At 50.1% G+C, this 25,598-nt stretch carries 25 protein-coding genes; all 25 read left to right on the top strand.

The genetic code is table 11. The features are described from left to right. Nucleotides 1–71: 71 nt before the first annotated feature. The 25 genes from MTP43_RS11850 (at nucleotide 72) to MTP43_RS11730 (ending at nucleotide 25,322) form a co-directional block, all read left to right on the top strand. On the top strand, nucleotides 72–1,544 hold the full coding sequence (locus MTP43_RS11850) for a DUF6138 family protein (RefSeq protein WP_249234844.1): 1,473 nt from the start codon (nucleotides 72–74) through the stop codon (nucleotides 1,542–1,544). After that, nucleotides 1,541–2,923 (top strand): DUF6138 family protein, encoded by a 1,383-nt coding sequence (locus tag MTP43_RS11845; RefSeq protein WP_249235195.1) that lies wholly within the window; start codon nucleotides 1,541–1,543, stop codon nucleotides 2,921–2,923. The genes MTP43_RS11850 and MTP43_RS11845 overlap by 4 nt, the downstream gene beginning before the upstream one ends. Nucleotides 2,924–2,941: 18 nt before the next feature. Continuing rightward, nucleotides 2,942–4,033: an ankyrin repeat domain-containing protein gene (locus MTP43_RS11840; RefSeq protein ID WP_177957994.1), complete on the top strand. Its 1,092-nt coding sequence runs from the start codon at nucleotides 2,942–2,944 to the stop codon at nucleotides 4,031–4,033. Nucleotides 4,034–4,046: 13 nt separating this feature from the next. Next, nucleotides 4,047–4,802: a hypothetical protein gene (locus MTP43_RS11835; RefSeq protein WP_249234843.1), complete on the top strand. Its 756-nt coding sequence runs from the start codon at nucleotides 4,047–4,049 to the stop codon at nucleotides 4,800–4,802. Nucleotides 4,803–4,832: 30 nt separating this feature from the next. Then, complete coding sequence (locus MTP43_RS11830; protein ID WP_249234842.1) at nucleotides 4,833–7,265, top strand: DUF6892 domain-containing protein; 2,433 nt, start codon at nucleotides 4,833–4,835, stop codon at nucleotides 7,263–7,265. 9 nt (nucleotides 7,266–7,274) lie between these two features. After that, nucleotides 7,275–8,306: a hypothetical protein gene (locus MTP43_RS11825; protein WP_015565828.1), complete on the top strand. Its 1,032-nt coding sequence runs from the start codon at nucleotides 7,275–7,277 to the stop codon at nucleotides 8,304–8,306. Nucleotides 8,307–8,315: 9 nt separating this feature from the next. Further along, nucleotides 8,316–8,693, top strand: coding sequence for a hypothetical protein (locus tag MTP43_RS11820; protein ID WP_015565829.1), 378 nt, complete (start codon nucleotides 8,316–8,318; stop codon nucleotides 8,691–8,693). A 46-nt stretch (nucleotides 8,694–8,739) separates the two neighbouring features. After that, nucleotides 8,740–9,441 carry a hypothetical protein gene (locus MTP43_RS11815; protein WP_015565830.1) on the top strand — a complete coding sequence of 234 codons (702 nt, stop codon included), beginning with the start codon at nucleotides 8,740–8,742 and terminating at the stop codon, nucleotides 9,439–9,441. 14 nt (nucleotides 9,442–9,455) lie between these two features. Next, complete coding sequence (locus MTP43_RS11810) at nucleotides 9,456–9,731, top strand: hypothetical protein (RefSeq protein WP_223383293.1); 276 nt, start codon at nucleotides 9,456–9,458, stop codon at nucleotides 9,729–9,731. Between the two features lie 13 nt (nucleotides 9,732–9,744). Beyond that, nucleotides 9,745–10,749: a hypothetical protein gene (locus MTP43_RS11805; RefSeq protein WP_015565831.1), complete on the top strand. Its 1,005-nt coding sequence runs from the start codon at nucleotides 9,745–9,747 to the stop codon at nucleotides 10,747–10,749. A gap of 11 nt (nucleotides 10,750–10,760) precedes the next feature. Next, the gene (locus MTP43_RS11800) at nucleotides 10,761–11,720 is read left to right on the top strand and encodes an NTF2 fold immunity protein (protein WP_249234841.1); all 960 of its coding nucleotides are present in this window, start codon (nucleotides 10,761–10,763) and stop codon (nucleotides 11,718–11,720) included. 14 nt (nucleotides 11,721–11,734) lie between these two features. Next, nucleotides 11,735–12,304: a hypothetical protein gene (locus tag MTP43_RS11795; RefSeq protein WP_005928002.1), complete on the top strand. Its 570-nt coding sequence runs from the start codon at nucleotides 11,735–11,737 to the stop codon at nucleotides 12,302–12,304. A gap of 41 nt (nucleotides 12,305–12,345) precedes the next feature. Then, entirely contained in the window at nucleotides 12,346–16,776 is a 4,431-nt protein-coding gene (locus MTP43_RS11790) for a suppressor of fused domain protein (protein ID WP_249234840.1), read from the top strand. A 16-nt stretch (nucleotides 16,777–16,792) separates the two neighbouring features. Then, nucleotides 16,793–17,110 (top strand): hypothetical protein, encoded by a 318-nt coding sequence (locus MTP43_RS11785; RefSeq protein ID WP_117929925.1) that lies wholly within the window; start codon nucleotides 16,793–16,795, stop codon nucleotides 17,108–17,110. 12 nt (nucleotides 17,111–17,122) lie between these two features. Further along, entirely contained in the window at nucleotides 17,123–17,830 is a 708-nt protein-coding gene (locus MTP43_RS11780; RefSeq protein ID WP_118562865.1) for a hypothetical protein, read from the top strand. Between the two features lie 2 nt (nucleotides 17,831–17,832). After that, a complete protein-coding gene (locus MTP43_RS11775) occupies nucleotides 17,833–18,711 on the top strand; it encodes a DUF4261 domain-containing protein (RefSeq protein ID WP_249234839.1) in 879 nt (292 codons plus the stop codon). After that, nucleotides 18,712–18,852, top strand: a complete 141-nt coding sequence (locus MTP43_RS11770) for a hypothetical protein (protein WP_177960146.1) — start codon at nucleotides 18,712–18,714, stop codon at nucleotides 18,850–18,852. It begins immediately after the preceding gene. Between the two features lie 28 nt (nucleotides 18,853–18,880). Beyond that, nucleotides 18,881–19,843: a helix-turn-helix transcriptional regulator gene (locus MTP43_RS11765; RefSeq protein ID WP_249234838.1), complete on the top strand. Its 963-nt coding sequence runs from the start codon at nucleotides 18,881–18,883 to the stop codon at nucleotides 19,841–19,843. Between the two features lie 131 nt (nucleotides 19,844–19,974). Next, nucleotides 19,975–20,343 carry a helix-turn-helix domain-containing protein gene (locus MTP43_RS11760; RefSeq protein ID WP_002569119.1) on the top strand — a complete coding sequence of 123 codons (369 nt, stop codon included), beginning with the start codon at nucleotides 19,975–19,977 and terminating at the stop codon, nucleotides 20,341–20,343. Nucleotides 20,344–20,411: 68 nt separating this feature from the next. Next, nucleotides 20,412–20,969 carry an ImmA/IrrE family metallo-endopeptidase gene (locus MTP43_RS11755; RefSeq protein WP_442900605.1) on the top strand — a complete coding sequence of 186 codons (558 nt, stop codon included), beginning with the start codon at nucleotides 20,412–20,414 and terminating at the stop codon, nucleotides 20,967–20,969. A 105-nt stretch (nucleotides 20,970–21,074) separates the two neighbouring features. Beyond that, complete coding sequence (locus MTP43_RS11750; protein WP_057571415.1) at nucleotides 21,075–21,611, top strand: hypothetical protein; 537 nt, start codon at nucleotides 21,075–21,077, stop codon at nucleotides 21,609–21,611. 300 nt (nucleotides 21,612–21,911) lie between these two features. Beyond that, complete coding sequence (locus MTP43_RS11745) at nucleotides 21,912–22,565, top strand: helix-turn-helix domain containing protein (protein ID WP_057571414.1); 654 nt, start codon at nucleotides 21,912–21,914, stop codon at nucleotides 22,563–22,565. Between the two features lie 183 nt (nucleotides 22,566–22,748). Then, a complete protein-coding gene (locus tag MTP43_RS11740) occupies nucleotides 22,749–22,976 on the top strand; it encodes a hypothetical protein (RefSeq protein ID WP_205504737.1) in 228 nt (75 codons plus the stop codon). Then, nucleotides 22,973–23,344 carry a hypothetical protein gene (locus MTP43_RS11735; RefSeq protein ID WP_057571413.1) on the top strand — a complete coding sequence of 124 codons (372 nt, stop codon included), beginning with the start codon at nucleotides 22,973–22,975 and terminating at the stop codon, nucleotides 23,342–23,344. Before MTP43_RS11740 ends, MTP43_RS11735 begins: the two co-directional genes overlap by 4 nt. 235 nt (nucleotides 23,345–23,579) lie before the next feature. Then, nucleotides 23,580–25,322: a recombinase family protein gene (locus MTP43_RS11730; RefSeq protein ID WP_154250681.1), complete on the top strand. Its 1,743-nt coding sequence runs from the start codon at nucleotides 23,580–23,582 to the stop codon at nucleotides 25,320–25,322. Nucleotides 25,323–25,598: the final 276 nt, after the last annotated feature.

Below are 25,598 nucleotides of genomic sequence, written 5' to 3'. Positions count from 1 at the left end.
CCTGCGTCAGCCTGTCTTTATGACAGTGCGGCGTGGGGCATTTTTTATTGTTCGGAAAGAGGTGGCCTGATATGAATTTACCAAAACGAAATAGTGCGGACGGGCGCTGTTACTGGATGAAGCCCGAGGTACAGGAGGAACTGCAACCGCTCTTTGACCAGTGCATCCAGGATGCCATTGACGGGAAAATCACGCGGCTTGATGATTCCCACTGGCCGCCGGTAGTGGTCAGCAGTCAAGGTGCACCCTTTGAGGTGTGGCAACTGCTTAGGGCATGGACCGAAATACAGCGGGCCGAGACTCTGGACGCGGAACAGGCCATTTCCTTCAGCGAAAACCTGCGCCGCCAGAGCCGGTGGGGTGAAATTGACCACCATCTGTTTGATATGCTCAAACGGGAGCTGCAAGAGAAGTATTTTGATGCAACAGGCAATGAAGATGACCACTTTTGGGATCGGGAGTATTCCCTGAAACCAGGCATTCGTGCAGAGCAGGTCCCGGAGCCGCTGCTGCGTTTCGCCTGCTATGTGGCGGTGAGCTATAAGGTATATGGTATGGACTTTCAGTATCTGGACGCCAATTACCTCTTTGGATTGGTGGAGAAAGTCCGTCCGGATATGGTGAAAAAGCTGAAAGAACATGGGACCGGCAGGTTGCCGCTCAACCTGCAAAAGCGGAAAACAGAGCACTTCACCGCATCGGCCAACGATGCCTTTGCTGTGATCCGTATTACTGCCAGGAACAGCACGGAGGAGTGCTGCCATGAAGTACTGAACTACCTGTGTGAGCTTCTGGAGCAGGAGGATTTTCCCCGCAGCTATGCGGTGGAGTTCAAAGGGCCGGAAAAGAGTTATCTTCCCATCACAGGACTGCCCAAAAAGGGAGTAAACCAGCTCTTTGCCTGTGCCGTGCAGTACCCCGGCCTCCATCCCCTGATGGAACGGTACGCCCGGCTTGCCATGCGGCAATATGAGCAGTACACCAATCTCAGCGATGAGCAGTGCGCGCTCCCCGGAAGTTTTGCCGTGTTCGCCCTGGGAATGCTGGGGCAAGAGTGGCGGCAGCTCCTCTGGGATTATCTCGATCTCTGCGATGATGAGCACTCCCACTTACAGGAAAAATTCCTCCGGGAGTATGTGAAACAGTTCGGATTTACCGCCGATACCGTCCCTGTATTTGTCCGTGGGGTGCTGTCCATGCAGAACATGAAGTATTCCAAGGATTATGCCGCGTGGATGGCAAACGCAGAAAGCCTGGACGCTCTGCTGGAGGCAAAAATCCACCTGCCCGAGATCGTTCCAAGCGGTTTTTCCTCCGACGAGGATGACGATGAGGACGAGGAACCCGCCGAGGAAACAGAAGCCAGCCCGGAGGAAGTGCTGCAATACGCATGGGAAACGGTCTGCTATGTGATCTGGGGCAAAGCCAGCGCCAAGGGTGGTCAGAAAGTGGTGGAAGCAGCTCCGGAGGAACTGAAGGAACTTTACCGACAGATTTTTATTCCGATAACGAAGAACCAGGAAGGAAGTGGTGGCCTGCTATGAGTTTGCCGAAACGCGACGGCGTACAAGGCCGTTACTATTTGATCCAGAAACCAGATACGAACCCCGAAGTGCTGGAACACGCCGATCAGTGCATCCAGGATGTGTTGGATGGAACTGCAAAAGAAAACCATTCCGGCTATCCGGTGGTCGTTCGGAACCAAAGTGGAACGCCCTTTCTTCCCAGCCAGCTGCTGGGTCGGTATCTGTCCAAACTGCCTTTGAAGGGATTCCCCTATGAGGAAGCGGTTGTATTCTGCGATGCACTGCGGCGGTTGGTGGGCTGGAAAGAGATTGATTACACACTGGAGCAGTATATCAAAAAACAGGTGCAGGAAAGGTATTTTGAGGCTGGAGAAAAAGAGGACGATTTTACTCCTTTCCCGCCTTGCACTGTGTGGCCGGAGCTGCGGCCAGAGGATGTGGACGAAAACCTGCTGCGCTTTACTTGCTATGTCGCAGTCTGTTATACGGTATATGGAGCCAGCTATAATACCATTACAACTGAACACTACCTTGATCTGGTTTCCCAGCTCCGCCCAGATATGGTGAAGCAGCTGAAAACCAATGGCAGCGGCAAATTGCCAAAGGACATTCAGCGGCGTAAGACGGAGCATTTCACCGCATCGGCCAATGATGTGTTTGCTGCCATCCGCATCACCGCCAGGGACTCCACCGAGGAGTGCTATGCTGAAATCCTGGACTACCTGTGTGCGGTGTTGGAACAGGAGGAATTTCCCCGCAGTTACTCGGTGGAGTTCCGTGGGAAGGAAAAACTCTATCTGCCCATTCCCGGCTTGCCCAAAAAGGGCGTCAATCAGCTCTTTGCCTGTGCTGTGCAGCACCCTGCTCTTCATCCGGCTATGGAGCGATACGCTCGTTTGGCTATGCGGGAGTTTGAGTGGTATCAAAACCTTGCGGATGAAGCCTGTGCGATGCCCGGTACCTTCGCCGTGTTTGCCCTGGGACTGGAGGGAGAACCGTGGGCACCGCTGGTGACGGAATATCTGGATCTCTGCGATGACGAGCACTCCTCTTTGCAAGAGAAATTCCTTCATGCCTTGATCCGAAAGTTTGGGTTTCAACCATGGACGCTGGAGGTATTGGTGCGGGGCGCATTATCTATGCAGTGGCTGGAGCCTGCCAGAGAATTCCGCAGCCTGATCGCCAATGGGGAAAGCCTGGATGCACTGCTGGCAGTCAAGCGCCGCTTTTCCGCTTATCTCCTGCCGGAAGAAAACGAAGACCCGAAATTCCGGGCCATCGCTTGGCAGAGCCTGCTCTGGGCCATCTGGGGGCAAGCCTCTGAAAACGGCGGCAGCAAGGTCATTAAGACGGCTCCGAAGGAACTGAGAGAAAGGTATCAGGAAATTTTTCAATAGACTATAAGGAGGACTCGGATGAGTGAAGTAAGCTATTCAAATGTACCTCCCATGATGGCTGCCATCAAAAGTGGTGACATAGAGGCGATTCGTTCCCTGCTTCACGCAGGGCATTCTCCCAATGAGCCACAATGCTATCAGGTAATGATTGGAGATTGGCCTCGGGATGACGAAGCCTCTCCGCTGGAATTGGCTGTACTGGAAAATCGGATGGACATGGTACAGCTCCTGATCGAATGCGGAGCAGATTTGACCCATAACCCGGAAGAATTGCTTTGTGGTTCCCTGCGCAGTCAAGACCTGACCCTATTTTCCTTTTTGGTAGATGTGGGAGTCAGAATCCCCGCAACGCAAAGGGATATATGCAGGCTGTTTCTCCACTTGGTGGATCGGGATGAGCCTAATGTACTCCCCATTTTGAAAAGGATGGGCATGGATTTGAAACAATACGGCGGTGAAGCCCTGCGCAGTATGGCGAGCCATGGAAATCAGCTGCTGGTGGAGTATCTGATTCAAAACGGGGCGGACATCAACTATCACAAGCCAGATATGGTGTTTCCCTACGCTTCGACTCCTGTCACTGAAGCTGCACGGCACAACGATTTTTCTATGGTGCGCTGGCTTGTGGAACAGGGTGCAGACATCACCATCCCGGATAAATACGGTGACCGGCCCTACACCGTGGCAGTACAGAACAAAAATCAGGAAATGGCCGCCTACTTAAAAGCTCTGGAGCCGGAGGAATGGCATAACGAACAGGAAAAGGCGCGTCAACTCACGCCTTACAAGCTGCCTGCCAAGCTGGTGGAATACTTAAAGACCGGCCCCTTGCGTCTGGAATTTCCAGAGCGGGAACTGGTGAAATGGGCGGAACTGTACCCCTACATGGATGTACAGGAGATGACCTGGAAACGGAAAAAGTTGCTCTCCCTTATGGCGAAAATGGACAATTACAGCGACTATTTGCTGCTGTGGAGTCCCAGAGATAAGAAACTCTGGTATCTGGACATTGAGCATAAGGAGTTTCATCCGTTAACCAAATGGGAGGAATTTATTGCTGATCCCGGAAAATATCTTAATGGAATGATTGAGGGAGAGTTTGAGGAATAAGGAGAGAAGCAAAATGGAACAGGCATACTGCACCGCAGTTTTCTGGCGCGGCGGAGAAAAGATTGATCTGAATGGGCGAAAGCCGGATGCGGTACGGTGCCTATCTGTGACGGGAGAGCGGAAGGTGAATCTGTCCTTCCTGCGAGATTATCCCAATCTGGAGGAACTAACCCTAATGGAAAAGTGTGAGGGTGTAGAAGTTCTCTCCGGGCTAAAGCAGCTTCATACACTGTCCCTATGGCTGTCGGCCCCTGTTTCCTGGGACAATGTTTCTCTCCCCGGCCTGCGTGTTCTCCACCTGCGTGGGGAAAAGAATGGCGACATCACCCCACTTCTCACCAGCATTACCTATCTCCATTTGGAGGAAATGCGGAAAACGGAAGATCTTGCCGCTTTCCTGACTCCAGCGACCCGGCTTCAGAAACTCTATCTCCAGTCACTCCCAGCTGTGCAGGAACTACCGGCTCTGGATGGGCTTCCTTCCCTTTATGCCCTGAAACTCTATGAGCTGCATAAACTAAACGATTTGTCCGCCCTCTCTCACAGCCATTTGCGCTACTTTGCCGCTTCTCTGATCGGGGATAAACTCTCCGCCCAGGCGCTGGCAGATGCTGTGATGGCGATTCCCAATCTGGAGGCAGCCGCGCTCCAGCTGGCGGATCGCTCCGAGCGGCGCTATGGCGGTGTCCAAAAAGCCTTTGCCGCCGCTGGGAAGTCCCCGCTGCTGCGGGAGGAAATCAGTGCTTTGACCACATGGCTGTTGCTATGATGTAGGAAATGGGAAAAGGAGAAACTACCTATGGCAGAGTTCAAACAAATCATAGATGATGAGCTGGACATTTTGAAATTTGACGGAGCCGTACAGGACACTCTGGCGGAACTGCGAGAAAAATGGGGCGCGCAGGTCCCGGCGCTGCTGGATGAACGCTTTGATGCCGTTGGCGTTCAATATATGAAACTATCCCATGAAAAAGGGGCGGCGGCGTTGGGGCAGGAGCTGTCTGCCTTCGGCTGGGCACTGTATAACCTGGACGATGAGGACGAGTATCTGTTTGCCTTGATCCCAGAGGAAGAACGCAGCGAATGGGAACGCTACTGCAAAAAGCAGGGGCAATATTGTCACCTGATGAAACAGCAAGGACGAAAATGGGGCGACCATGCCAAGGAGCAGGACCCTGGAAAGCTAATGCCCTGCGAGGAATACATACTTCAGGATGAGTACGATTATTTCTTCAACTCCCTGGCGGGTGATTTTGCGGCGGGCGAATGGAAAAACCAGGATGCAGAAGAATGGAAAAACGGCTGTGTGGCCGATCTGCGCCAGCGTCCGCCCCAGGTGACCCGCGCCCACAGCTTGCCGCACCTTGGGTGCCTCACTTATTCCGCAGAAAATGGACTCTATGCCGCGTCCAGGGCCGCTGGCAGCGGGACTATTGGCCGAGCATTATTGAGCAAGAATCCAGCCACGCTTAACTGGGTCGAACCGTCCCCCATTGGATATGACGGTCCACCCCAGACCCTGTGCTGGGCTGACCATTCCCTCTGGGTGGGTGATCCCACCAACGCTACACGGATTGAACTGACAGACCGGGGCACCTGTCAGGATGTGAAAAACTGGACTCTGCCGGAAGATGGATGGAGCACCAAATACCATTGCGGCATTACGACAGACGGTCTGGGCCGGGTCTACTTTTCCAACGAGTGGTACAAGGGGCAGATTTACCGCTGGGAAAACGGCAAGGTAACAAAACACACCTTCTCACTGGATGGATACGACCATCTCTCCGAGGCCGTTCCCGTTCCCGGCACAGGCCGCATTACCATGATCCACGCAGTCAGTGGCAAGGGGCGGATGGAAGAATGCCTGCTGGAACTGGATATGGACACCGGGCGGTGCCGAATTGCCCCCCTGCCTGGAATGGGCGAGGGGCTGAAACTTCGCTGGTTTACCGGGGACTGGCTGCTGGTGCAGGGAAACGGCGAGATCCTCTCCGATGACTTTGCCCAGCTCATCAATAGGAACACCCGTGAAGTGCTGCGTATCCGTCCGGGAATGTTCGGCGGGGAGAACATGCAGCACATTGGAATACTCACCGATGGCACGGTGGTCATCGTCACCCGGCGGGATAGGGTTGGGCCGGTATTTCGTTATCCCATCGACTTCTGGGGCTTCCTGCGGACGGCAAACAAGCCCAAAAAGCTGGAATGGCGAGAGTACAAAGAAGTGTACCCGAATCTGCCCATCTTTCTACCGCCCAAGGCCACGGAGCGAAAAATCATTCTCAAAAAAGACAGCCTGACTATCCTGGGGTCGGTATTTACGCCGCCGTTTACCCTTTCGCAGCTTTCGGAAAAGCTGGGGCCCGCCCGCATTGTCCTGCAAAATGGAACACGAAAAAGCCCCATTACAGGCCGAGAGAGTCCCTATACCCAGGCACTTGCTTTGTGGGACGAACTTGGACTACAGGGCTGGTTGGACGAAGATGAGCAGACCATCAAAACCATTGGTGTCCGGGTAGCGGCACAGGGAGAGTATGCGGTCCGGCAGACATTTGACGGAGCGGTTTGGATCGGGTCCAAGGACTACCGAGAGGCCAGCTGGAAGGATTTCGCCGGATTTGCCCATACCCTCAAATTAGGCGGCTTTACCGTTTATACCCGCTTGCCGGGTCCTGTTCCAGAGGAGCAATCAGCGCAGAAAGCAAAGCTGGAGGCCCTCTCCGCCATGGTACAGATCAGCTGGAAAGAGCCAGAGAATAAGGCGGCGAAAGCGCAGAAATACAAGTTATCCAAGCCGACTGAACCAGTGCTCACCTTTACCAGCTTCAACTTCAAGCTGGCGGTTATGGAAGTCCTGATGTACGAGAAAGGCTTACTGGCTCCTAAACTGGATGCACATGAGTTTGCCAGAGAGTATAGCCGACGCAAGATCGACATTGACGCGGAAGGGTATGAACCCATCCCAGAGATTCGGAAGTGGCTGGAGAAATACCCTGTCCCGGAGCGGCTGGCCCCGGAGGTCACAGAAATTGAGATGGATGGCGGCAGCGAGATTTATACCCAGCTCTGTCCGTTCTGGGATGGCGAGGATGGAGCCTTTGATCTTAATACCATTACGGAGGCGGAACTGCGCCAGTTCCCCAATCTCAACCATATTACTCTCATGTCCTCCAAGCCGGAACAGGTGCTGCCGGTTCTGGAACGGTGCAGTATCAAGGTAGACTTGCTGTGAGGTGAAAGTATGAAAGCGAAACTAAAAGTGATAAAGGACTGGGAGTTCGAGGAATTTGAACTGACGGGAACTTCCTTCAAATACAGCCCGACTGGATGCAAAGGTATGGTGGCCCGCAGCGAGGATGAAATTGTGTTTTGGACCTATCATCTCGCGCAAAAGTGCAGCGGCGTTTTGTGGGTCAAAGGCGAAGTTTCCAGGTGGATTCCCAGCCCGGAGCCGAAAGAGCAGCAAGATGTTTGGGAAGATCCTGTCTTGCTCTCATGCGACAGAGGAATACTGTTGGTTTGCCCGGCCAGTAAATCCCTTTGGTGGATGCCGCAGATGGATGGAGAGTGGATTCCGATCCCCATGGATAACTGGTGTGCCCAGGGTATTCCCAAGCCGGTAGCAGTCACCGGAAGCCAGGGCGTTTTCCCTATTGTGTGCCGAGTGGACAACTCCGCTGATGCGACCAACAGTTTTACCAGCCTGACGGTAGACCTTGAAACCATGACTGCACACTGGGCAGAAAGCGGCTCTTGTGTATACAGCAAAGCAGGAACCCGACAGACCCATTTGGCGGCAGTAGAGCGTGCTGGCGGAAATTTTGCCCAGGCAGACTTTCACTACAACTATCCTATGATTGGCTCTATACTGGAACAGAATGGACAGTTTTATGCCTTTTTGGAAAGCAGCACCATCAATCCGGCAGGTCTTTCTCTCATGGGCTACTATTGGTATCTGGAACTGGAGGAAAACGGACTATTCAAAAAGAAACTGTGGGGCAAAGATAATTTAAGCCGCCTGCCCGGAAAACACGGGATGCGCGGAAAATTCTCCGGTGACAGGACTTGCCTGATCCTGTCTCCCATTTTTAAGAATGATGACTGGAAGGGTAAACAAAAGGTGCTGCGCCTTTCAGATTTGGTGCTGATCGACCTTGCCATGCCCCGTGGATACGCTTCCTTCCATGTGCTGGATGTATGGGGAAACCGGGCATTTCTCAGCGATGAGAAAAACAAGCTGGTTCTTTGTGAAATGACCTTGGAACAGTTATGAGGTAAACCAATGGAATTATTTGCAAAAAGAATGACTTGGGAGCTGGACAATGAGGAAGGACTGTCCTGCCTGTCCTTTGAACTGGAGGATGGCTACTTTACACTCTCCCGCAAGACCGGCGCGGAAACACTCCGCTTGGAAATGAATGATCCAGCCAATGGTCAGTTGATTGACCCGGACTGTTTTGAATATGCCCTTGATAATACCAGGTTTCGTCTAAATATCGTGCGGAACAACCGAAAAGTTCTGCGGTATCTGGAAGAACACCACATCAACACGGAGTTGTATGGAGAAATCGTCCTTCACTACACTCCTCTCAGCAAGCCACAGCTTGAATCATTATCTGCCGTGGTTCTCAGACTGTTTTTCGGTGAACTGCTTTTTTAGGCGGAAACAGAAGTGTCGTTGGCAGAAATCATGCGAGGGGATAACTATGGTTAAAATTCATCGTATTTGGTTCAATACGGAGAGAATGGACAGAGAGGATCACTACAAAATCACATTATTCAGTCGCCCTCGTGTATCTATTCATGTGGACGAGTACATTTGGAGTTTCATCGAAGAAAACATTGTGAAGCCACACAAGCTTATGCGCAGTGAGAAGCATGGGTATCTGTTGGACATTTCGTTTGACCAGTTTGACCCAGCAAAACACCGATATTATCCGCTTTCCCCGTACAACGGGCCGCTTCGGGAAGGTGTCGAGATGGACAGCGCAAACAGAAGCTATTTCCGTGAGGATTTTGTAGGCGGCAAGGAGCGGACTACCTGGTTCTCTCCCAATAAAATATGGACAAACTGCGGCGACAAGGTCCTGAATGTGGACATCAAAGCCGCCAATGTAAGCGAGAGCATCACCCCCAGAGAATACGCAGACTTGCTGTTCGATGGGATTGGGGCAGCATTGGTGTTTAACTTCAAAAGGCTCAAGCGCGAGGAGTTTGATGGGCTGAAGCCCAAGATTGACTGGAGCATCGTAGAAAGCTTCCCCTTTCCCGCACCCTTTGAGGAGCAGCGGTACATTGGGGATGAAGGCGAAATTCATGTGTATTCCTGGGATGGCCGAAAGGAAACGACCCTTGTTGGTCCCTATTCCGTGCGGGAGTTGTATCTGGAGCATTTCGGAGAATCGTGAGGAGGAATTTTGCCGTGCAAGTTTGGTCAAAGGTGGATTTTGGTACCGGAACGGTCACCTTTCTGGATGACACACGAAAAGAAGATATGCTGCAAGTGGAATATCCAAACAGTTTCTTGCTGGATATGGGCTGGTATCAGGACAGATATATCATTTCTATCATTCAAAATTTTGATTGGACGCATCCAGTCCAGCAGTATGAAACAGCAGAAAGGAATCAGCTTCCCAAGCTGTTGACGGAGGCGGTTCGCCTTGTGGAAAAGGAATCACAGTCTGCCGGAGCAAATTGAAAGAGGACTTGATATGAACGAGAATTTATTTAGACCACAATTTGATACATTGAAACTGTCCGATAAGCTCTGGCTGATGCAGACGCTGGCGACTCGTTATAATTTGACATTCAAAGAACTATACGCCTTTTCCCGCTGGAGACAGAGCTGCACTACCGGCCTGTTTGAAAAAGGTGGCCGGGAGTTTGTCTTTGTCCCAGGCGATACCGTGATTCTTGGCTGGGAGGGCTTTATCCAAGGAATGGACAAGGCCAACCAAGAGGAACTGGCGGATATTTTTGCGGAAATCGAATATGAGGGCACTGCGGAGGAATTTCTTCGGCAAGGTATGACCCCAGTACGCCAGATGACCATTGGCCCCATGTTTGTGGGCAGAAAACTGGAGGAGATTGGCTGGGAAAGTGTACCCATGAACGACCCTCGCATCACCGCCCACCCTGAGTGGCTGGAGAACTTGCAGAGGTGGGCGGGTCAGGACAGCCAGAGCTTTGAAATACACGAAACGGTCCGCTTTGAACGCAATGCTGATAGCTGGCGAGCGTGGCTGTGCCATCCAATGACCTACCCAGAGTTTCAGCGGTCCCTGTTGTGGGAGCTGGCAGCCAGCCTTCCCACGCCGGATGAGTGGGCCTACCTGTGCGGCGGCGGATGCCGAACCCTGTTTCCCTGGGGGGATGGACTGGACTACAAGATGAAACTACACCACTTTGAAAGAGAGGAAGAACAGGGTAAGTCATACGACATAGAGCAGGCTAACTTCTTTGGCCTGTCTATTGCCTACGACCCCTATAAGCGAGAGTTGGTAGACGGGAAAACATTGACCACCTGCGGCGGCGACGGAGGCTGCAATATCTGCGGAGGCATGGGTCCTTTGCTTGGATATTTACCCTGTTCCCCTCATTGTAAACCGGAGGTTCGGGAAGATAATGAGATTCACAATGACTATGACTTTTTCCGTCCTGTTATCCGGGTGCAGACATCCGGGTGGAGAATGGTAATAGATAGAGCGCAAGAGTAAGGAGGTAAACTATGGAATGGCCAAAGCGGGCACGAACAGCGGATTGGGAAAACGGTGTCCTAACTTTAGATGGAGAAAAGAAATTTGATATTCCGGAGCTGACCACAGAGATCATGGAACGGCTGGCCGGTTACACCCTGGTGGGATTCCATGTGAAAGGGTATCCGGTGACGGATGAACTGCTTGCCCCCTTTGCCGGGCATAAAAGTATGGTCAACTTCGGCGTGGAGAACAGCGCCCTTACCGACGCCTGTTTCCCCGTTTTTTCCGCCATGTCCAAGCTGCGCATCCTGCTGCTGACCGGGAACTCCGGAATCGACGGAAGCGGCCTGTTCGCCCTGCAAAGCTGTAAGCTGGACCTGCTGGCCCTTGACCACACTGGGCTGGATGATGCCGGTCTGCTCCAGGCGGCTTCCATCCCCAAGCTATCCCATATCTGGATCGACCATACTGCTGTCACTTATGAGGGCTTGCTGGCTGTCGCCGGCAACAACTACATCAAGCCGGTGGTCCATGTGCAGTTCACCAAGGAGCAAATGGAACACTTCTCTCAGTTCCAGCGAGAAAAGGCCAAAAAGCCCGTCCAGCTGGATGAGCAGGCAGCGTCGGAATGCCGCAGGGTGTTGTCTGCCTTCTTTGCCGAGATGACAGAATGGGAGCAGTACATGGAGCAGGCTGGGTTTGAAGATCCCGAGGCTGTGCCCCGCCTGCTGGCGATCTGGGAGAAGTATGTGAGCGAAAAGCCCCGTCCGGGCTATCTGCCTCTGGACCTCTCATACAGTGCCCAGGGCACCTACAAGGGGGAAGAATTTCTTGACGCGGAACAGATCACTAAGAACAAGCTCTACATCTACACCAGAGAGAAAAATACCAGCTTTGACCGCCGCTTTCTCATGAAGCGCGTGGGCGAGGGTTGGATGATTGACGCGGTACATGAGCGGCTGGACGGCTGGCAACGGACAGGATTGTAAGGGAGGCATAATGGATGATATATAGGTTTACGGAAGTATTAAACGATCTTGTTAATTATTTTCTCCTTGGTGACATTTTGTTGCTGGAGGACTGGAAGCAGGCAAATCATCTTTCAGATGATTTAGCGATGGAGTTTACCACAAACGAAAGCGGCGACAGGATATTTGCCGAAGGAATTGTAATCCCAATGACCGGTATTGAAAACTATCCCTATACCATATTGTTCAATCTCTCTGGTGATAGACCGGAGCTGTGCAAAGAAAGAAACCGATTGCAGCTTAGAAAAAGTGGCTATTCCCTCAAAGTAGATCATAATATGCTGATGCTTTTTACATGGCCAATATTGGAACAGTTTACGCCTGAAAAGGTGAAAGATCTGATTTCTTACTATAGAGTGCATAAGAAGCCGATGATTGAGCTTGCAAATGGCTGGTATCATATCGAGATTTTGGGTGGAGAAACCTTGCAGGACGGGGACTATGAACCTACATTTGAGTTTGTGATACAACCAGCCACAAATGAAGAAGCCACCATAAATGCAGATATGAATTTTAGCTTTGAAATTACAAGCTCTGCTTATTAGTGAAACCTATCCCTACCGAAGATGGAAAAGGAGATCATGATATGGATTTATTGAAACAATGCCAGCAATGGTTTGAACAGGATGAAGCGCAGAAGGTAATCGACACCCTGGAAGCGATTCCTGCTGAGGAGCGCACCCCGGAACTGGACAGCGAATTGGCCAAGGCATATATTGCCGTTGCACATATAGGAGAACGGGAGCCTTTTGAAAAGGCGCTGGAACTTCTGGCTCCCCATGAGGAGTATTTTGCCGAAGATCACTGCTGGAATTATCGGACTGCTTCCGCTTATTATTGCCTGGATGAGGAAGGTCCCGCCCTGCGTTACTTTGAAAAGGCCCTGGAAGCCCGTCCCGGAGACAAAGATACCCAGGAGTGCATAGACGAATGCCGCCGTCGTTTGTCCCTGCCTCGCTTTGAAAAGAACTTCCGTGAAAGGACGCAGGAAGCATGGGCAGCCTTTTCTCAGATTGAGGCGGAGCTGCGTCAAATCATAGATACGGACGAAACGCACCAGCGTGGCGAAGAACTGATTGAAAAGTGCGGGAATGCACTCAAGACGGCCCTGCGCGATACTTCCTTTGAGCTGGGCTTCAATGGCGAAAAGCATGAATTGATCCTCAGTCCAGAGGGGCTTCGCTCCCGCCTGTTCCCTTTGGTGTACTTCCAGAAGCAGGCCCCAGAATCGGTGCTGGAGCATTGGAATATCTGGGTAGGCCGCCAGCCCTGTGAGGGGTTCGAGCTGCGAGCTGGAGAGATCGAAGTTCGGGCTGATGATGTGCAGATGTGGGCAGAGGAAACAGAGGATCATCAGGTAAGTCTGGTCCTTTACTGTGAAAAGCTGACCCCGATCTTGAAAGAGGACACAGACAAGGTCTGGTGGGCACTCTCTATGCTGGTGGATCAAACTATCGGAGAAGTTTCCGCTATCGCCTTTGTTGCTGGGTTTGATGTTTATGCTCAGCCGAAAGACGAACCGGCCAAGCTGCTTTCTGAACTGCCGGAGTTGCTGCAAAGCATGGGACTTTCTCTCTGGCGGGATGGCAGCGACTACCTGGAAAACAGCTACCTTGCCTATGAACTGAAACCGGTGGAGGACCCGGAGGCTGACTGGCGGCTGGATGTCTATACTGGAAGCTGCCGCCTGCCGGTGCTCATCAACGACTACCTGACTGCCCGCAGTGATATGGTGGATGAGTACCACAAGGATGGCATTGCCGCTGGATTCCTCCTGTACCCGCTGTCCGGTTTTACCGGTGAGGAACGAGTGAAAGCCATTCTGGATTTCCGGGATAACCTGCGGGATGCCATCCTGCGGGATGCAGGAGAGGAAGCCGTGATCTTCCTGGGTGGGGCCACTGGTCTGTATTGTGGGTATCTGGATTTTATCGCCTGGGATCTGCCCGCTGTACTAACAGCAGCACAGGCATTCTTTGAGGTAAGCGACTTGCCCTATGCTCACTTCCACGCATTCCGGCGGGATGTGGGTGGTGTGCCACTGCTGGACGAGAAAGAACCGGAGCCTGATATTCATGAGGAAACTGGCTCCCTGCTCTCGGCGGAGGATATTGAAACACTGGAATCCTTTGATGAAGAAACCACCGGTTACTTTGAGAAAATGCTCGGCTGGCTGGAGGATTTTATCAAAAGCGGCGTAGAAGAAGGACGATTCAGCGAAAAACAGGCTCACCAGGATTTGCAGATTGCCCTCTGGTATGCCTTTGCCTGCCTTAATCTGGACGATTACATCCACTACTACCGCGCTGCGGAATGGATGAAGGATTCGGAGAAAAACGCCACGGGCTGCGCTACCTGGTACTACCGGTATTCTGTGGCGTTGATGTATTGCGGCAGGCTGGAAGAAGCACTGGAATATGCGGAGCGGGGCGCTCTGGAGGAGCCGGACTACCCCTGGATCTGGCTCCATCTGGGCAAGCTGCGGGCGCATTTTGGCGATAAATCCGGTGCGCTGGATGCCGTCAAGCAAGGATTAAAACTGGAACCGGGAGATTATGAGTTCCTGACCTTAAAAAAAGAGATCAAAGCCGGAGCCACCCTGGAACAGATGGAATATCATTGGATCAATCCCGATGCTGACCAAACGCTCCAGCGGGGACTGGACGAGAATGCGGATGATAAACAATGCGCCATAGCCTGCATTCGGGTGGACGAAGCGGGACTTGCCGAATTTTATGAACTGTTCCACCCAGAGCGGTATAGCTATAAGAAAAATTCCCCCTGCTGTGAATTCCAATACCCGGTGAAGGAACATCTTGTGGAGCTTTCCTTCCGTATGAACGAAGCTGGACTCTCCAAGATGGGAACCGACTGGCTGCGGCAGCTCAAGGAACGGCTGGACAGCGGCGAATGGCTGACCCACACACCTGAAGGAGAACCAGAGGGCATTCTAACAGGTGTGTTTGTGGATCAGCTGCGACGCATTGGCCTTGTCTATCAACAGCCTGGAGAGGATCAATATTTTCAGATTTTCCTGAACCCGGACGGCACAAAGGCGGATGCCTTCTGGTCCTCAAGAAAAAACAGCGAGCCGGAGGTTTATTCGGAGGATGAGATGTCTGCGATAGAGCAGCACATCAAAAACACCTTTGGTGAGTTTGAGAATGTGTTCCATGAGCTGGTTTCCCCTGACATCCATGTGGACATCTGCGTTGTTCCTCCCTCTGAGGAACGGGACTATTACACACTGGTGACGATGGGCATGGGCGCCCACCGGATGAATGTGCCGGAGGAACTGGCCGAATACAAACTGGAGCGGGCGGAACTGGCTATTGCGCTGCCGGGAAACTGGAAGTTGAAGCGCGAGGATTTGAAGAATGAGCGGTGGTACTGGCCCATCCGCCTGCTGAAAACCCTGGCTCGCCTGCCCATTGCCAGCGATACCTGGCTGGGCTTCGGCCATACCATGGACAATGAGGAGGACTTCGCAAAAGGCACAAAGCTGTGCGCTGCCATTCTGACAGGCCCCCAGGACACCGAAGATGGCAGCGAGGTCTGCATCCTGCCGAGTGGCGAGGAGGTCAACTTCTATCAGGTGATCCCCCTCTACCGAGAGGAATTGGAATATAAGATGGAGCATGACGCAGACGCCCTGCTGGACAAAATGAACGGCATCAGCTTTGTGGTGGAGCCTGATCGTCAGGATGCTATCACTCGTGGCACTCTTTCCAATGATGATTTTGACGGTGAGATGGACGATGTCTCCTATCATATCGAGAGCATTGAGGAGAAGGGGCTGCCCATTGACCCCATAAATGCTTATAACCTCTTTGCCATTTACCTGCGCTGGTGCATAGAGCATGATCTGATGGGCGAGGACTTTCTGAACGAATACGGCGAAGTGGCCAAACAGGTCAAAGCCGACCCTGCCAGCGTGGATCTGCGGGCGTTTATTCGGGACAAACTGAACGGGCAGATTATGGTTCCGATGTTCAATAAGATTGGGCGAGCATTTACTTCTTACTACTATGGCGAACCTGACAGTCCCAATTTCCCTCGTGACATTGAAAACTATGCCTTGGAATATCTCGGCCCAGAAAAGTATTACTCCGATGAGTTCCAGTTTAAGGCCCCGCTGTTCATCCCCTTTGACGAGGACTACTACCAGGCCATGGCAAAGGTGATCGAGGAACGCTTCACCAACTGGCAGGGACAGGACTTCGACGAGGACACGCTGGAACCCTCCGAACTGGCTGAGGCGTTGATGGAGTATCTGGACTGTGAATGCACTTATTTCCCCTCCATGAAAGACGATGATCCCATCATGTCGGCATACAGCTATGCCAAACGGGAAAGTGTCAAAGAAGGCTTTGTGCCAGTGCTCATCAAGGCGGATGACGAAACCCTGTGGGAGTGCCTCATTATGAATTCCGACCCGGACAGTGATGGTGAGGACGACTATGCTTTCGACCCGGACAAGGTAGCCGACTACCGGAAGAAGATACTGTCTGCACTTGTCAAGGACAGCAAGGCGGTCCTGGAGGCACTGATCGGCCAGCGCAAGAAAGAAGCCGAGGATGACGATATGGACTGGGATGAGGAAATCCTGGGCGAGATGGAGGGCGGATATGATAACCGTCGTTTTTCAAGCTACTGGAATTCCGATAATGATATGACCTATCCTCTCATTCTGGCTAAAATCCCCGTGAAGAACCCTTGGGAGCTCTTCGCCTGGCTGCCCTTCGGAAACTGGAACGAGTGCCCAGACACGCCGGAACTGATGGCGGTGGCCAAATACTGGTTTGAGCAGCATGGGGCGGTGCCCGCTGCAATGAGCCACGATGAGTTGGAATTCCTGCTCCCGGCCCCTGTTTCCCAGGAGAAGGCCATGGAGGTCGCCGCAGAGCAGTACGGTTTCTGCCCGGACATCGTGGATCAAGAACAGGATGACCCCACTGTGGGCAATCTGGCGGATGTCCTGAGGCAGTCTACCGTCTGGTACTTCTGGTGGGATTGAGCAGAAGGATATGTCTATGAAGGAATATTTGAATACAAATTTTTCAGATATAGTTTATGGCGAAAATGGATTTCTTGTGGAACTGCGTTGTAATAACACATTTCAGGTGCAGTTGTTTGGAAAAATAAAAGCCTATCTTCTTGAAAATCAACCAGCATGGAAGGCAGCGGGAGCTATCCCCATCCCTGACGCAGTCGCCATATTTAATCTAATTGATCAGTTAGCTGGGGGAAATCGGTTTTGGGGCGAGGAAACAGGCCGCCAGGCAGAAGATGCGCTTTTTGAACTACAGGAAATAATCGGTTCATTAGAGGAATCGCCTGAGTGTGAGTGAAAGGAGGATTTTATGGGATACGATGTGAGTTTTCACCCGATTTCCCCAGAAGAAATGCAGGAATGGTATTTTACCCCGCTTTCCTGGGTCCAGCAGGGGCAGGAAGAAAAGGTGCTGGCTCTTGCCGCACAGAATGGGATAGAGGATTTCTATGCGGAAAAATATCTGGATACCTTGCGGGTCGGTGCGGGGACAGAGCCGGATGAATTGTTTGACAAGAGCCACGGCTTTTATATTGCGGTGATCCAGGGCTTTTTCCGGGATTACTATTACACTAGAGGGAGCGGTTTTTCCTTTTTGATAGAGGAGAAGCCAGAATATGCGCGCTACTTTACCTCATGGGAACAGGTGGTGCCAACAGCTTTTCCAAATCCGGCAGAAAATCAGATCATTGAAAACTACTGCGCCGGTGTCTACCTGTCTCCGAAGCAGGTTGTGCAACTTCTCCGTAATCTGGAGCAGGACCCCAAAGTGTGTGAAGATCTGGAGAGGATTTGGAGCAACGGACAGCTTGCTGTGCTGAAAAAGGCCCTCACTGCCGCGGCTGAACTGAGTGTCGGTCTGCTGGAAGCTACCGAGGTGGTGGAGCCTAACCCTATCCGCCCTAATGAGAGTACAAGCTACTCAAACCTGTACCACTGTGATCGGGATGGGGTGTATCTTTATATGGACACCGTCAGCAGACAGATCGAAGATGCCATCAGGAAAAGTGAGGAATAAGTATGAGCAATAAAGTGTTCCAGCAAAACCTGGATGACAAAAAAGGCCCCCAGCCCGGAGGCCCCTATCTCATTCAGATGCTGTTCAAAGAACCGGTAGAAATGCCGGATAAAGAAAAAATGACTGCCATAATGGAGAAGCACATCGGATCAACAGAGTGCTTCTGTTATGATAAGAAAATGGCCGGCTTTGCCGCACAGGAGCATATTGCAGAGTTCAAGGACGGAAAATGCCCGGTGCAGCTGATGGTGATGAAATGCGACAAGTTCAAGGGCAAAGGCTTCGATGCCTTTTTGATGAGCCAGATGTGGGACTGCCAGGAGGACCGGGAGCGGATCTTCCGGGAGTGCAAATATCAGGTGGTAGCTACCGATATGCTGACGGCGGCGCTTCCGGCACTGGAGCGTGCCAATCTGGACATCGACTTCTTGGAGGCTCTGGCGGAGCTGTACCCCTCATGCGAAGCATTCTATTTCCAGAACTGCGGCAAGCTGTTTCTGGCGGAGGATGTGCGTTCCCATCAGATCGAAGGCTCGGACCGCTTCATCCGCTTTGGCGTCAATGTCCGCTTCTTTAACATTGAGGGTACCGAAGATATGCTCATCGACACGGTGGGCATGAGCACCCTGTTCCTGCCCGACCTCCAGTACCACTTCCACGACATGGACCCCAACTGGGTGGTAAACCACGCCTACAATGTGGCATCGTACATATTGGAGCATGATAACCCCATTCAGGATGGGGAAACCATAGACGGCGTGGCGGATGGCCAGATGTGCCGGGAGATTCAGTGGAAGTGCCAGTATGAGGACGCTCTGATCCAGCCGCCCAGAGGGGTGCTGGACATCCACATGGGGAAATATGCCTCGGGAGGACGCTGAATGAACGGCGTTGTGCTCCTGGTGGGCGGACTGCTGCTTGTGGCGGTAATCAAGCTGATTATGGATCGAAATTGGATTGGCCTGCTTCTCTGTCTTGTTGCCCTGCTTCTGGTCTTTGGGGCTGGACACCACACAAAATAGGCCATTTTAAGAATCGAGGAGGTGAAGTATGCAGAATTCAACAAATATGCGGATACTGGAATTACTCCGGTTTCTCTATGAGCGGACCGATGAAAACCATCCCGCCACAGTATCTGACATCATTGCCCATCTGAATGGAAAAGGAATTCTGGCAGTGCGGCAGACTGTTTGCGCGGATACCAATGCGCTGATCGATGCAGGAATTGATATTGTGGTGGTCAAGAGTACCCAAAACCAATATTTTATGGGAAGCCGCCTGTTTGAGTATCCAGAACTGAAAATGCTGACAGACGCAGTAGCATCCTCGAAGATCATTTCTGCCAAGAAATCTGAGGAACTGGTACAGAAATTATGCCGCCTGACCAGCACACATCAGGCAGAGCAACTTCAAAAATTTGCTGCTTTATCCAGCCGTGTCAAACCGCATAATGAAAAGGTTTACTATATCATTGATAATATCCAAACAGCGATTGGAAACCATCAGCAAATTCGGTTCCAATACTATGAATATACTCAGGAAAAAAAGAAAATCTTGAAGCATGATGGATATTATTATGTCGTAAACCCTTATGCGCTTGAATGGAAAAATGACCACTATTATCTGATTGGATTTTCTCTGAAGCATCAGAAAATTGCTCACTTCCGTGTAGATCGGCTAACAGGCGTAGAAACCCTTGAAACTTGCTTTATACCGATAGAGGGATTTGATGTAGCCTCCTATACAAACAAAATGGTGGATATGTTTACCTCAGAGTCATCGAAAGAAGTAACCCTGGTATGTGAAAACGAACTGATGCGTGTAATCATAGACCATTATGGAGAAGATGTACCTGTTGAGAAATATGATGACGCACACTTCACAGCAAGAATTGAAGTAAACCCCAGTGGAACTTTTTATGGCTGGATATTCAAATTCAAGGGGAAAATAAAAATTCTCTCTCCCAAAGAGTGCATTACGGAAATGCAGCAAATCGCTCAGGAATTTATATAGTGCAAAAGAGGTGTTATTGATTTTTAACACCTCTTTTCAAATGGAATTTTTGTCCTTGAAGTGAACGGATGTTCGATATACAATATAAGCAAGATGTTCGCAGTTCGTCGAACAAATGAGAGGTGAATGCTGTGGGCAATATAACTTTTGGATCATTTATAGCCGAGAAACGCAAGGCGCACAAATTCAATTTACGCGATACAGCCAAGCATTTGAATATTGCTTACGGCTATCTGTGTGACATTGAACAGAGCCGCCGTCCTGCACCCAATGGAGATTTTGTGGAACGCATCTCCGCCTTTCTGAATTTGGATAAATCAGAACATGAGTTGCTTTTGGATCTGGCTGCAAAATCACGCAATACAGTATCTGCTGATTTGCCAGACTATATCATGGAAAAAGATATTGTTCGGGCAGCCTTGCGTGTGGCAAAAGAAGTAGACGCTACCGATGAAGAATGGCAGACATTTATGAAAATGCTAAAGGAGCGTAAACGATAGGGGGGAGAGCTTTGTCAATTCCACAAATCCGTACAGAAGCAATCGAAGCGGTAGGGCGAAAAATCTTGATGGAATATGATTCCTCTCTGCTATCCGGGCAACCATGTCCTGTGCCAATCGAAACCATTATCGAGACAAAGTTTGATCTAATCCTGGAGTTTCATACACTAAGAAAAAACCCTAAGATATTAGGGGAAACAATTTTCGATGACGGTGCCGTTGTTTTATATGACCAGATACAGAGACAGTATCGAATGATTGCAGTAAGAGCCGGTACAATCTTAATTGATGAACGGCTTTGTGATCCATCAAAATTAGGGCGGCTCCGTTTTACCTGTGCCCATGAGCTGGCTCATTGGGTACTACATAAGAAGTTGTACTCCGGTACAGGAGATGTTGCTGCATATAACGGAAATGTTTCTTCCGATGAAAGTCATGGCATAATTGAGCGCCAGGCAGATACTCTGGCTTCTGCTCTGCTGATGCCTTTACCGCAGATCAAAAAATGTTTTTACCGACTTAGAATGGGTCGGACAGATGAACAGCTCATTGCTGAAATGGCAAACATTTTTGAGGTTTCCAAGCAAGCAATGCAGATTCGTCTAAAATCCAGGAACCTGATATAACCAAAGAGCGGGAATAGAGAGAGGTTCTCCCCTCTCTCTATCTCCTCCGCTATGCTATTTTGTACCTAATATGTTCGCAATATTGCGAACAAGGAGGAATATTCTATGAGGAAAGAAAGCACAACAATTCAAAAATGTAACAGCAGACTAACAGCTTTAGGGCTTAACAGCGACGCTGCGTTTCATAGAAGCAGGCTGATTCTAAAGATTTACCGGGATGTAGTCTGGGTTCTGAGTGAACGGGCAGAAGAATTGCAAGAAACTGCTTGGATTATGGGAGAACAAGATATAGAGTCTGGTCTCTGCTATCTTGAAAATTTTGCACCAGATATTGAACTACAAGCCTTTGAAGAAAAAGTGTGCTGCCTTGTTCAAAATCAAATGCTGGTCAATATTATTGACCGTGCGCTCCTTCGTCTGAAACGGTATCCAGATCGAGGAGAACTTTACTATGAAATTTTGACTAAGCAATTCATCTATCGGTTCAACAGTACAGAGAAAGAATTGCTGGAAGAACTAAATATAGAGCGCAGTGTCTTTTATGACCGAAAACGAGAAGCTATCTATTTATTTTCTGTTTGCTTGTTTGGATATTCTATTCCAGAAGTCCTAGAGGAACTGCCCCGACTAAATCCCGACTAAATTCCGACAAATCCCCGACCTAATCCCTACTCCCTTCCGACTTCCGACCTGCTATACTTGGTATAGTGGCAGGAATGCGCTAAATTGAATACTTTTCTACATAAGGCCCGGCATTAACCGGGCTTTTTTCATTCCTGCTGTAATATGGCGGCAGGAACATGGCTGGAGGTGAAAACACTTCCGGCCTTTTTCTTTGCCCGGTATTAGGAGGCCGGTATGCGCTGGGAGGCGTACATAGCAAAATATCCATGACACCGTTCAAATTCACTGACTACCAAGAATTTGAACGGAGGAAAGGATATGACAAGAGTATTCATTTGGAAAAATAACAGCCCACAGGAATGGGAGGAAATCAGTTTTTCAGCGTTCAGTAAGGCACGCCGCAATGGTTGCTTTACTGGGCGCTTTTTTATTGAGACAACCGAAAATGTTGATGGTCACAACGAAAGAGTTATTACCGAGTGCTCACAAGCTCGTTATAAAACACATCGCCAAGAATTAGGAACTATCAATCAAGATGTGGTTCATACGAACTCTCCCCAAAGACACGATACCTATGTCTACTACTTTGCAGATGGATCGCGTTCTACGCTGGTTTTAGGAGCAGACGATACTTCCTGTGTCAATGGAGCTTGGATTGCCGAATTGCGAGAACTGGATCGCTTGGAATACAATAATCAACACACACAAACACGCCGTCACTGTTCTTTGGATGCTCAGGACCCCGAAGGAATGGGAGGGTACTATACAGGTGATGATATGGAACGCGTGCAGCTTGAATTGGAAGTAGAAGATTTTCTCACTTCACTTCCCAAAGACCTGGAACAAATTGCTCGCCTTTTGTGTGAGGGTTTTTCTGCCGCAGAAATTGCTCGTAAGCAAGGGGTCAATCGGTCCTCAATATGCAGAAAAATTAAGAAGATACAGGATGCCATGATGCACTATAATCCTTAAGCAACAAACCATCGAAAGCACAGCCCTGCCATTTTGGCAGGGCTATGCTACTTTTTGAATTAAATTTCGTAATCTGTGCAACAAACGGCCTCTGCCGTGGCCTACAAGTGAGAGGCACAAATGCCAGGGAAGGGTATTGGGTCCCTCAGTCTCTAAATTAACAGTAATAGGAGCGAACAGGCCATGAAACAAGAAACTGAAAATCGGCAACAGAGGCCGCAGATGATTTGCCTGTGTGCAACTTGTGCCAATGCTTTTTATAATGTGCCAACCATAAGGATTCAGCGTGTGGATCGCTATCAACTTGTAAAAGATACCTGTACTTATTGTGGGGTCCGCAATGGGTATGACTATATCATTACTCCTCGTAAATCGACACGCCACCATTCAGGAAATGAGGCGAGGTTATGAACAAGAAAGATGTCTGTGCAACCAAAATAGCCTATGTACGATTCACGGAAGATGATTTGGCGGACCTGGATAATCAAGTTCGTCGTGTAGGTGCGTCATCCAGAGGCGCATATATCCGCAGTTTAATTAAAGGAGTTCGTCCTGTTGAACTCCCTCCAGCAGACTATGTAGCTCTGATTGATGAATTGGCTAAACTTCGCCGCAGTATTGATACAATGGCAGCTCGCGCGGCGGACAACAAGGCGTCTGCGCTCAGCCCCGTCGAATACTATACATTATCCAGCCTTACGGCGTTGACACTTCAAAAGATCCGGCTTGCAGCATTACCACAACAGCATCACTTACCGGAGGATATGAGCCATGAATGAAACAATTATTGACCGCACTTATGTGTGCTTAAAGCTGATTGATATGCTCTACAAGAAGGGACTTATCAACGAAGCAACCTATTTTAATGTGAAACGAACCTATCAGAACAAGTAGTTTTTTTGCGCTGGGTTGTCAAGGATGTCAGCCCAGTGTCCATATCATTGCAGATTAAAGATTTTTTGAGTATTCTCGTTTTGTCAGAAGAAATCAGGAACACTAAAGGAGGAAGATGCTATGTACAATATGTCTCCGTACTCATTATCTCGATCTTTTCGGGACAAACCCTGTCGGGCAGTCATATATGGCCGTGCCTCAACAGAACACGAGGCCCAGGTCAAAGCCTTGCAAAATCAGATGCAGTGGTATGATGATGTTGCTCGATTTCATCCTCAATGGAATGTTATCAACCGCTACATCGACCAAGGCATTACCGGAACTCAGGTCTATAAGCGGGATGCCTTTATGCGGATGATGGAGGATGCCAAACAGCAAAAATTCGATTTGATTGTCACTCGCGAGGTCTGCCGCTTTGCCAGAAATACGGTAGATGCATTGGTCTGTGTTCGCCAACTCGCCGCCATAGGGATTGAAGTCTATTTTGTGAATGATAACATTTGGACTCTTGACGGTGATGGCGAGTTGCGGCTGACCATTATGGCTACTATGGCACAGGAAGAGAGCCGCAAAATCAGTGAACGCTCTCTTGCAGGACAACGGGTCAGCCGCGAAAAAGGAGTCCTCTATGGAAACGGGAACATTTTCGGATATACCAGGAACAAACTCACCAAGCAGTTTGAAATTGATCCCGATCAGGCGGAAACTGTAAAAATGATTTTTGACCTCTATGATTCCGGCATGGGAGAAACCTTAGTAGCAAAAGAGCTAACCCGCCTTGGACGCAAAAACGGAGTAGGTAAGGTCAAGTGGGATGCCGGAAAAGTATCAAAGATCATCAAGCGAAAAAACTATCTGGGGTACACAGTTTACTGTCAGTCCTATTCCAATAACTATTTGGAGCAAAAGAGAATCAAGCGTGACGAGAGCGAGTTTGTCTATGTAAAAGGTGGCTTCCCTCAGATTATCTCGGAGGAACAGTACGAGCGGTGTAACGCCATTCGCCGCAGTAGGACCAAACGGCTGACTGATGAGAAAGGCCGTACACGGAGTTTTGGTATTCAGCAGGCTCAGAATGTGTGGGGCAGAAAAATGAGGTGTCGTTGTGGTTCTCCCATGCTTCGACATCGTTGGAGAACCAATAATGCAGGAAAGCCTATCTATGGATATGAATGCAAGCGACACCATGATACCCCCCGCATCCGCCTTCAGAATGAACAAGGCAATCCAACACCTATCTGTGAGATCAAGCCGGTTGGACAAAGCAAACTGGAACTGATGGCCTCCCAAATATTTGAGAGGGTATGGGGAGACCAAAGAGAAATCGTCCTCCAGACCTGCAAAATGCTGGATGCTTGCTACAAGCCAGACGCAGATCGTCGAGCAGATTTGATGAAAGCGAAAGATGATTCTGTTCAGTTGCTCCAACAACAGCTGGATGACTTGGTTGTGGTCCGTGCCCGTGGAGAGATTGAGCAGGATAAGTTCCTCCAGCGGACCATAGAAATTCAGCAGCAGATGGAGGCCCTTCGTCAGAGCAAAGCTCAAATTGCTTCAGAGGACTACAATCCCGGACGCCTGGATATGGAAGCCATTGAAGCAGCGTTGTGCGAGGCAGTTGAAATGCATGACGGTCTGGTAAGCGAGGATTTCATTGATCTCTTTGTTTCACAGGTTACACCACTGTCTGATTCCCGCTTTGCCTGGTGCTTGGACTTTTCTCCGCAGCCCACAGTTGCCTTTCTGAATTTAGCCGGTCAGAGGAAGTACACGACCTGCTCTATGGATAGTAAATTACACTTTGGTCCTTTTGCTGATGAGGAGGGGCACACCATCCCTTTTCCGGGCAGCCTGCGTCGGTGAGCTGCCCGGACAGCTCTAATTCAAAATGTACATCGTTATATACACAAGGTATGTACGGCGCAGGCTGCTATCAAGAACCCCCGCAAGTAATTGCGTGAGCGCTTGAAAAAGCACAAATAAAACAAACGAACCGCCCCGGTTTCCGTAACAGGAAGCCGGGGCGGTTTTTGTGTTGCAACGTACAGGAAAAGCAGAAAATATCTTTTACAGAAAGGACAAGCAAACTGTCCAACAGGATCGTTATAATAGACAGACAAAAGGGCATAAACGCCATCA

Source organism: Faecalibacterium sp. IP-1-18 (genome assembly GCF_023347355.1).
GTDB lineage: Bacteria > Bacillota > Clostridia > Oscillospirales > Ruminococcaceae > Faecalibacterium > Faecalibacterium prausnitzii.
Note: the sequence above shows the minus strand (reverse complement) of the source record. Positions and strands in the feature narration are given on the sequence as shown.

Bases quoted from the DNA above. Each gene is read 5' to 3' on its own strand.
- MTP43_RS11750 (WP_057571415.1), top strand. From the start codon at position 21,075: ATGAGGAAAGAAAGCACAACAATTCAAAAATGTAACAGCAGACTAACA.
- MTP43_RS11780 (WP_118562865.1), top strand. From the start codon at position 17,123: ATGGGATACGATGTGAGTTTTCACCCGATTTCCCCAGAAGAAATGCAG.
- MTP43_RS11805 (WP_015565831.1), top strand. From the start codon at position 9,745: ATGAACGAGAATTTATTTAGACCACAATTTGATACATTGAAACTGTCC.
- MTP43_RS11835 (WP_249234843.1), top strand. From the start codon at position 4,047: ATGGAACAGGCATACTGCACCGCAGTTTTCTGGCGCGGCGGAGAAAAG.
- MTP43_RS11735 (WP_057571413.1), top strand. From the start codon at position 22,973: ATGAACAAGAAAGATGTCTGTGCAACCAAAATAGCCTATGTACGATTC.
- MTP43_RS11775 (WP_249234839.1), top strand. From the start codon at position 17,833: ATGAGCAATAAAGTGTTCCAGCAAAACCTGGATGACAAAAAAGGCCCC.
- MTP43_RS11800 (WP_249234841.1), top strand. From the start codon at position 10,761: ATGGAATGGCCAAAGCGGGCACGAACAGCGGATTGGGAAAACGGTGTC.
- MTP43_RS11790 (WP_249234840.1), top strand. From the start codon at position 12,346: ATGGATTTATTGAAACAATGCCAGCAATGGTTTGAACAGGATGAAGCG.
- MTP43_RS11840 (WP_177957994.1), top strand. From the start codon at position 2,942: ATGAGTGAAGTAAGCTATTCAAATGTACCTCCCATGATGGCTGCCATC.
- MTP43_RS11785 (WP_117929925.1), top strand. From the start codon at position 16,793: ATGAAGGAATATTTGAATACAAATTTTTCAGATATAGTTTATGGCGAA.
- MTP43_RS11830 (WP_249234842.1), top strand. From the start codon at position 4,833: ATGGCAGAGTTCAAACAAATCATAGATGATGAGCTGGACATTTTGAAA.
- MTP43_RS11755 (WP_442900605.1), top strand. From the start codon at position 20,412: ATGGAATATGATTCCTCTCTGCTATCCGGGCAACCATGTCCTGTGCCA.
- MTP43_RS11845 (WP_249235195.1), top strand. From the start codon at position 1,541: ATGAGTTTGCCGAAACGCGACGGCGTACAAGGCCGTTACTATTTGATC.
- MTP43_RS11770 (WP_177960146.1), top strand. From the start codon at position 18,712: ATGAACGGCGTTGTGCTCCTGGTGGGCGGACTGCTGCTTGTGGCGGTA.
- MTP43_RS11825 (WP_015565828.1), top strand. From the start codon at position 7,275: ATGAAAGCGAAACTAAAAGTGATAAAGGACTGGGAGTTCGAGGAATTT.
- MTP43_RS11820 (WP_015565829.1), top strand. From the start codon at position 8,316: ATGGAATTATTTGCAAAAAGAATGACTTGGGAGCTGGACAATGAGGAA.
- MTP43_RS11745 (WP_057571414.1), top strand. From the start codon at position 21,912: ATGACAAGAGTATTCATTTGGAAAAATAACAGCCCACAGGAATGGGAG.
- MTP43_RS11815 (WP_015565830.1), top strand. From the start codon at position 8,740: ATGGTTAAAATTCATCGTATTTGGTTCAATACGGAGAGAATGGACAGA.
- MTP43_RS11730 (WP_154250681.1), top strand. From the start codon at position 23,580: ATGTACAATATGTCTCCGTACTCATTATCTCGATCTTTTCGGGACAAA.
- MTP43_RS11740 (WP_205504737.1), top strand. From the start codon at position 22,749: ATGAAACAAGAAACTGAAAATCGGCAACAGAGGCCGCAGATGATTTGC.
- MTP43_RS11850 (WP_249234844.1), top strand. From the start codon at position 72: ATGAATTTACCAAAACGAAATAGTGCGGACGGGCGCTGTTACTGGATG.
- MTP43_RS11765 (WP_249234838.1), top strand. From the start codon at position 18,881: ATGCAGAATTCAACAAATATGCGGATACTGGAATTACTCCGGTTTCTC.
- MTP43_RS11795 (WP_005928002.1), top strand. From the start codon at position 11,735: ATGATATATAGGTTTACGGAAGTATTAAACGATCTTGTTAATTATTTT.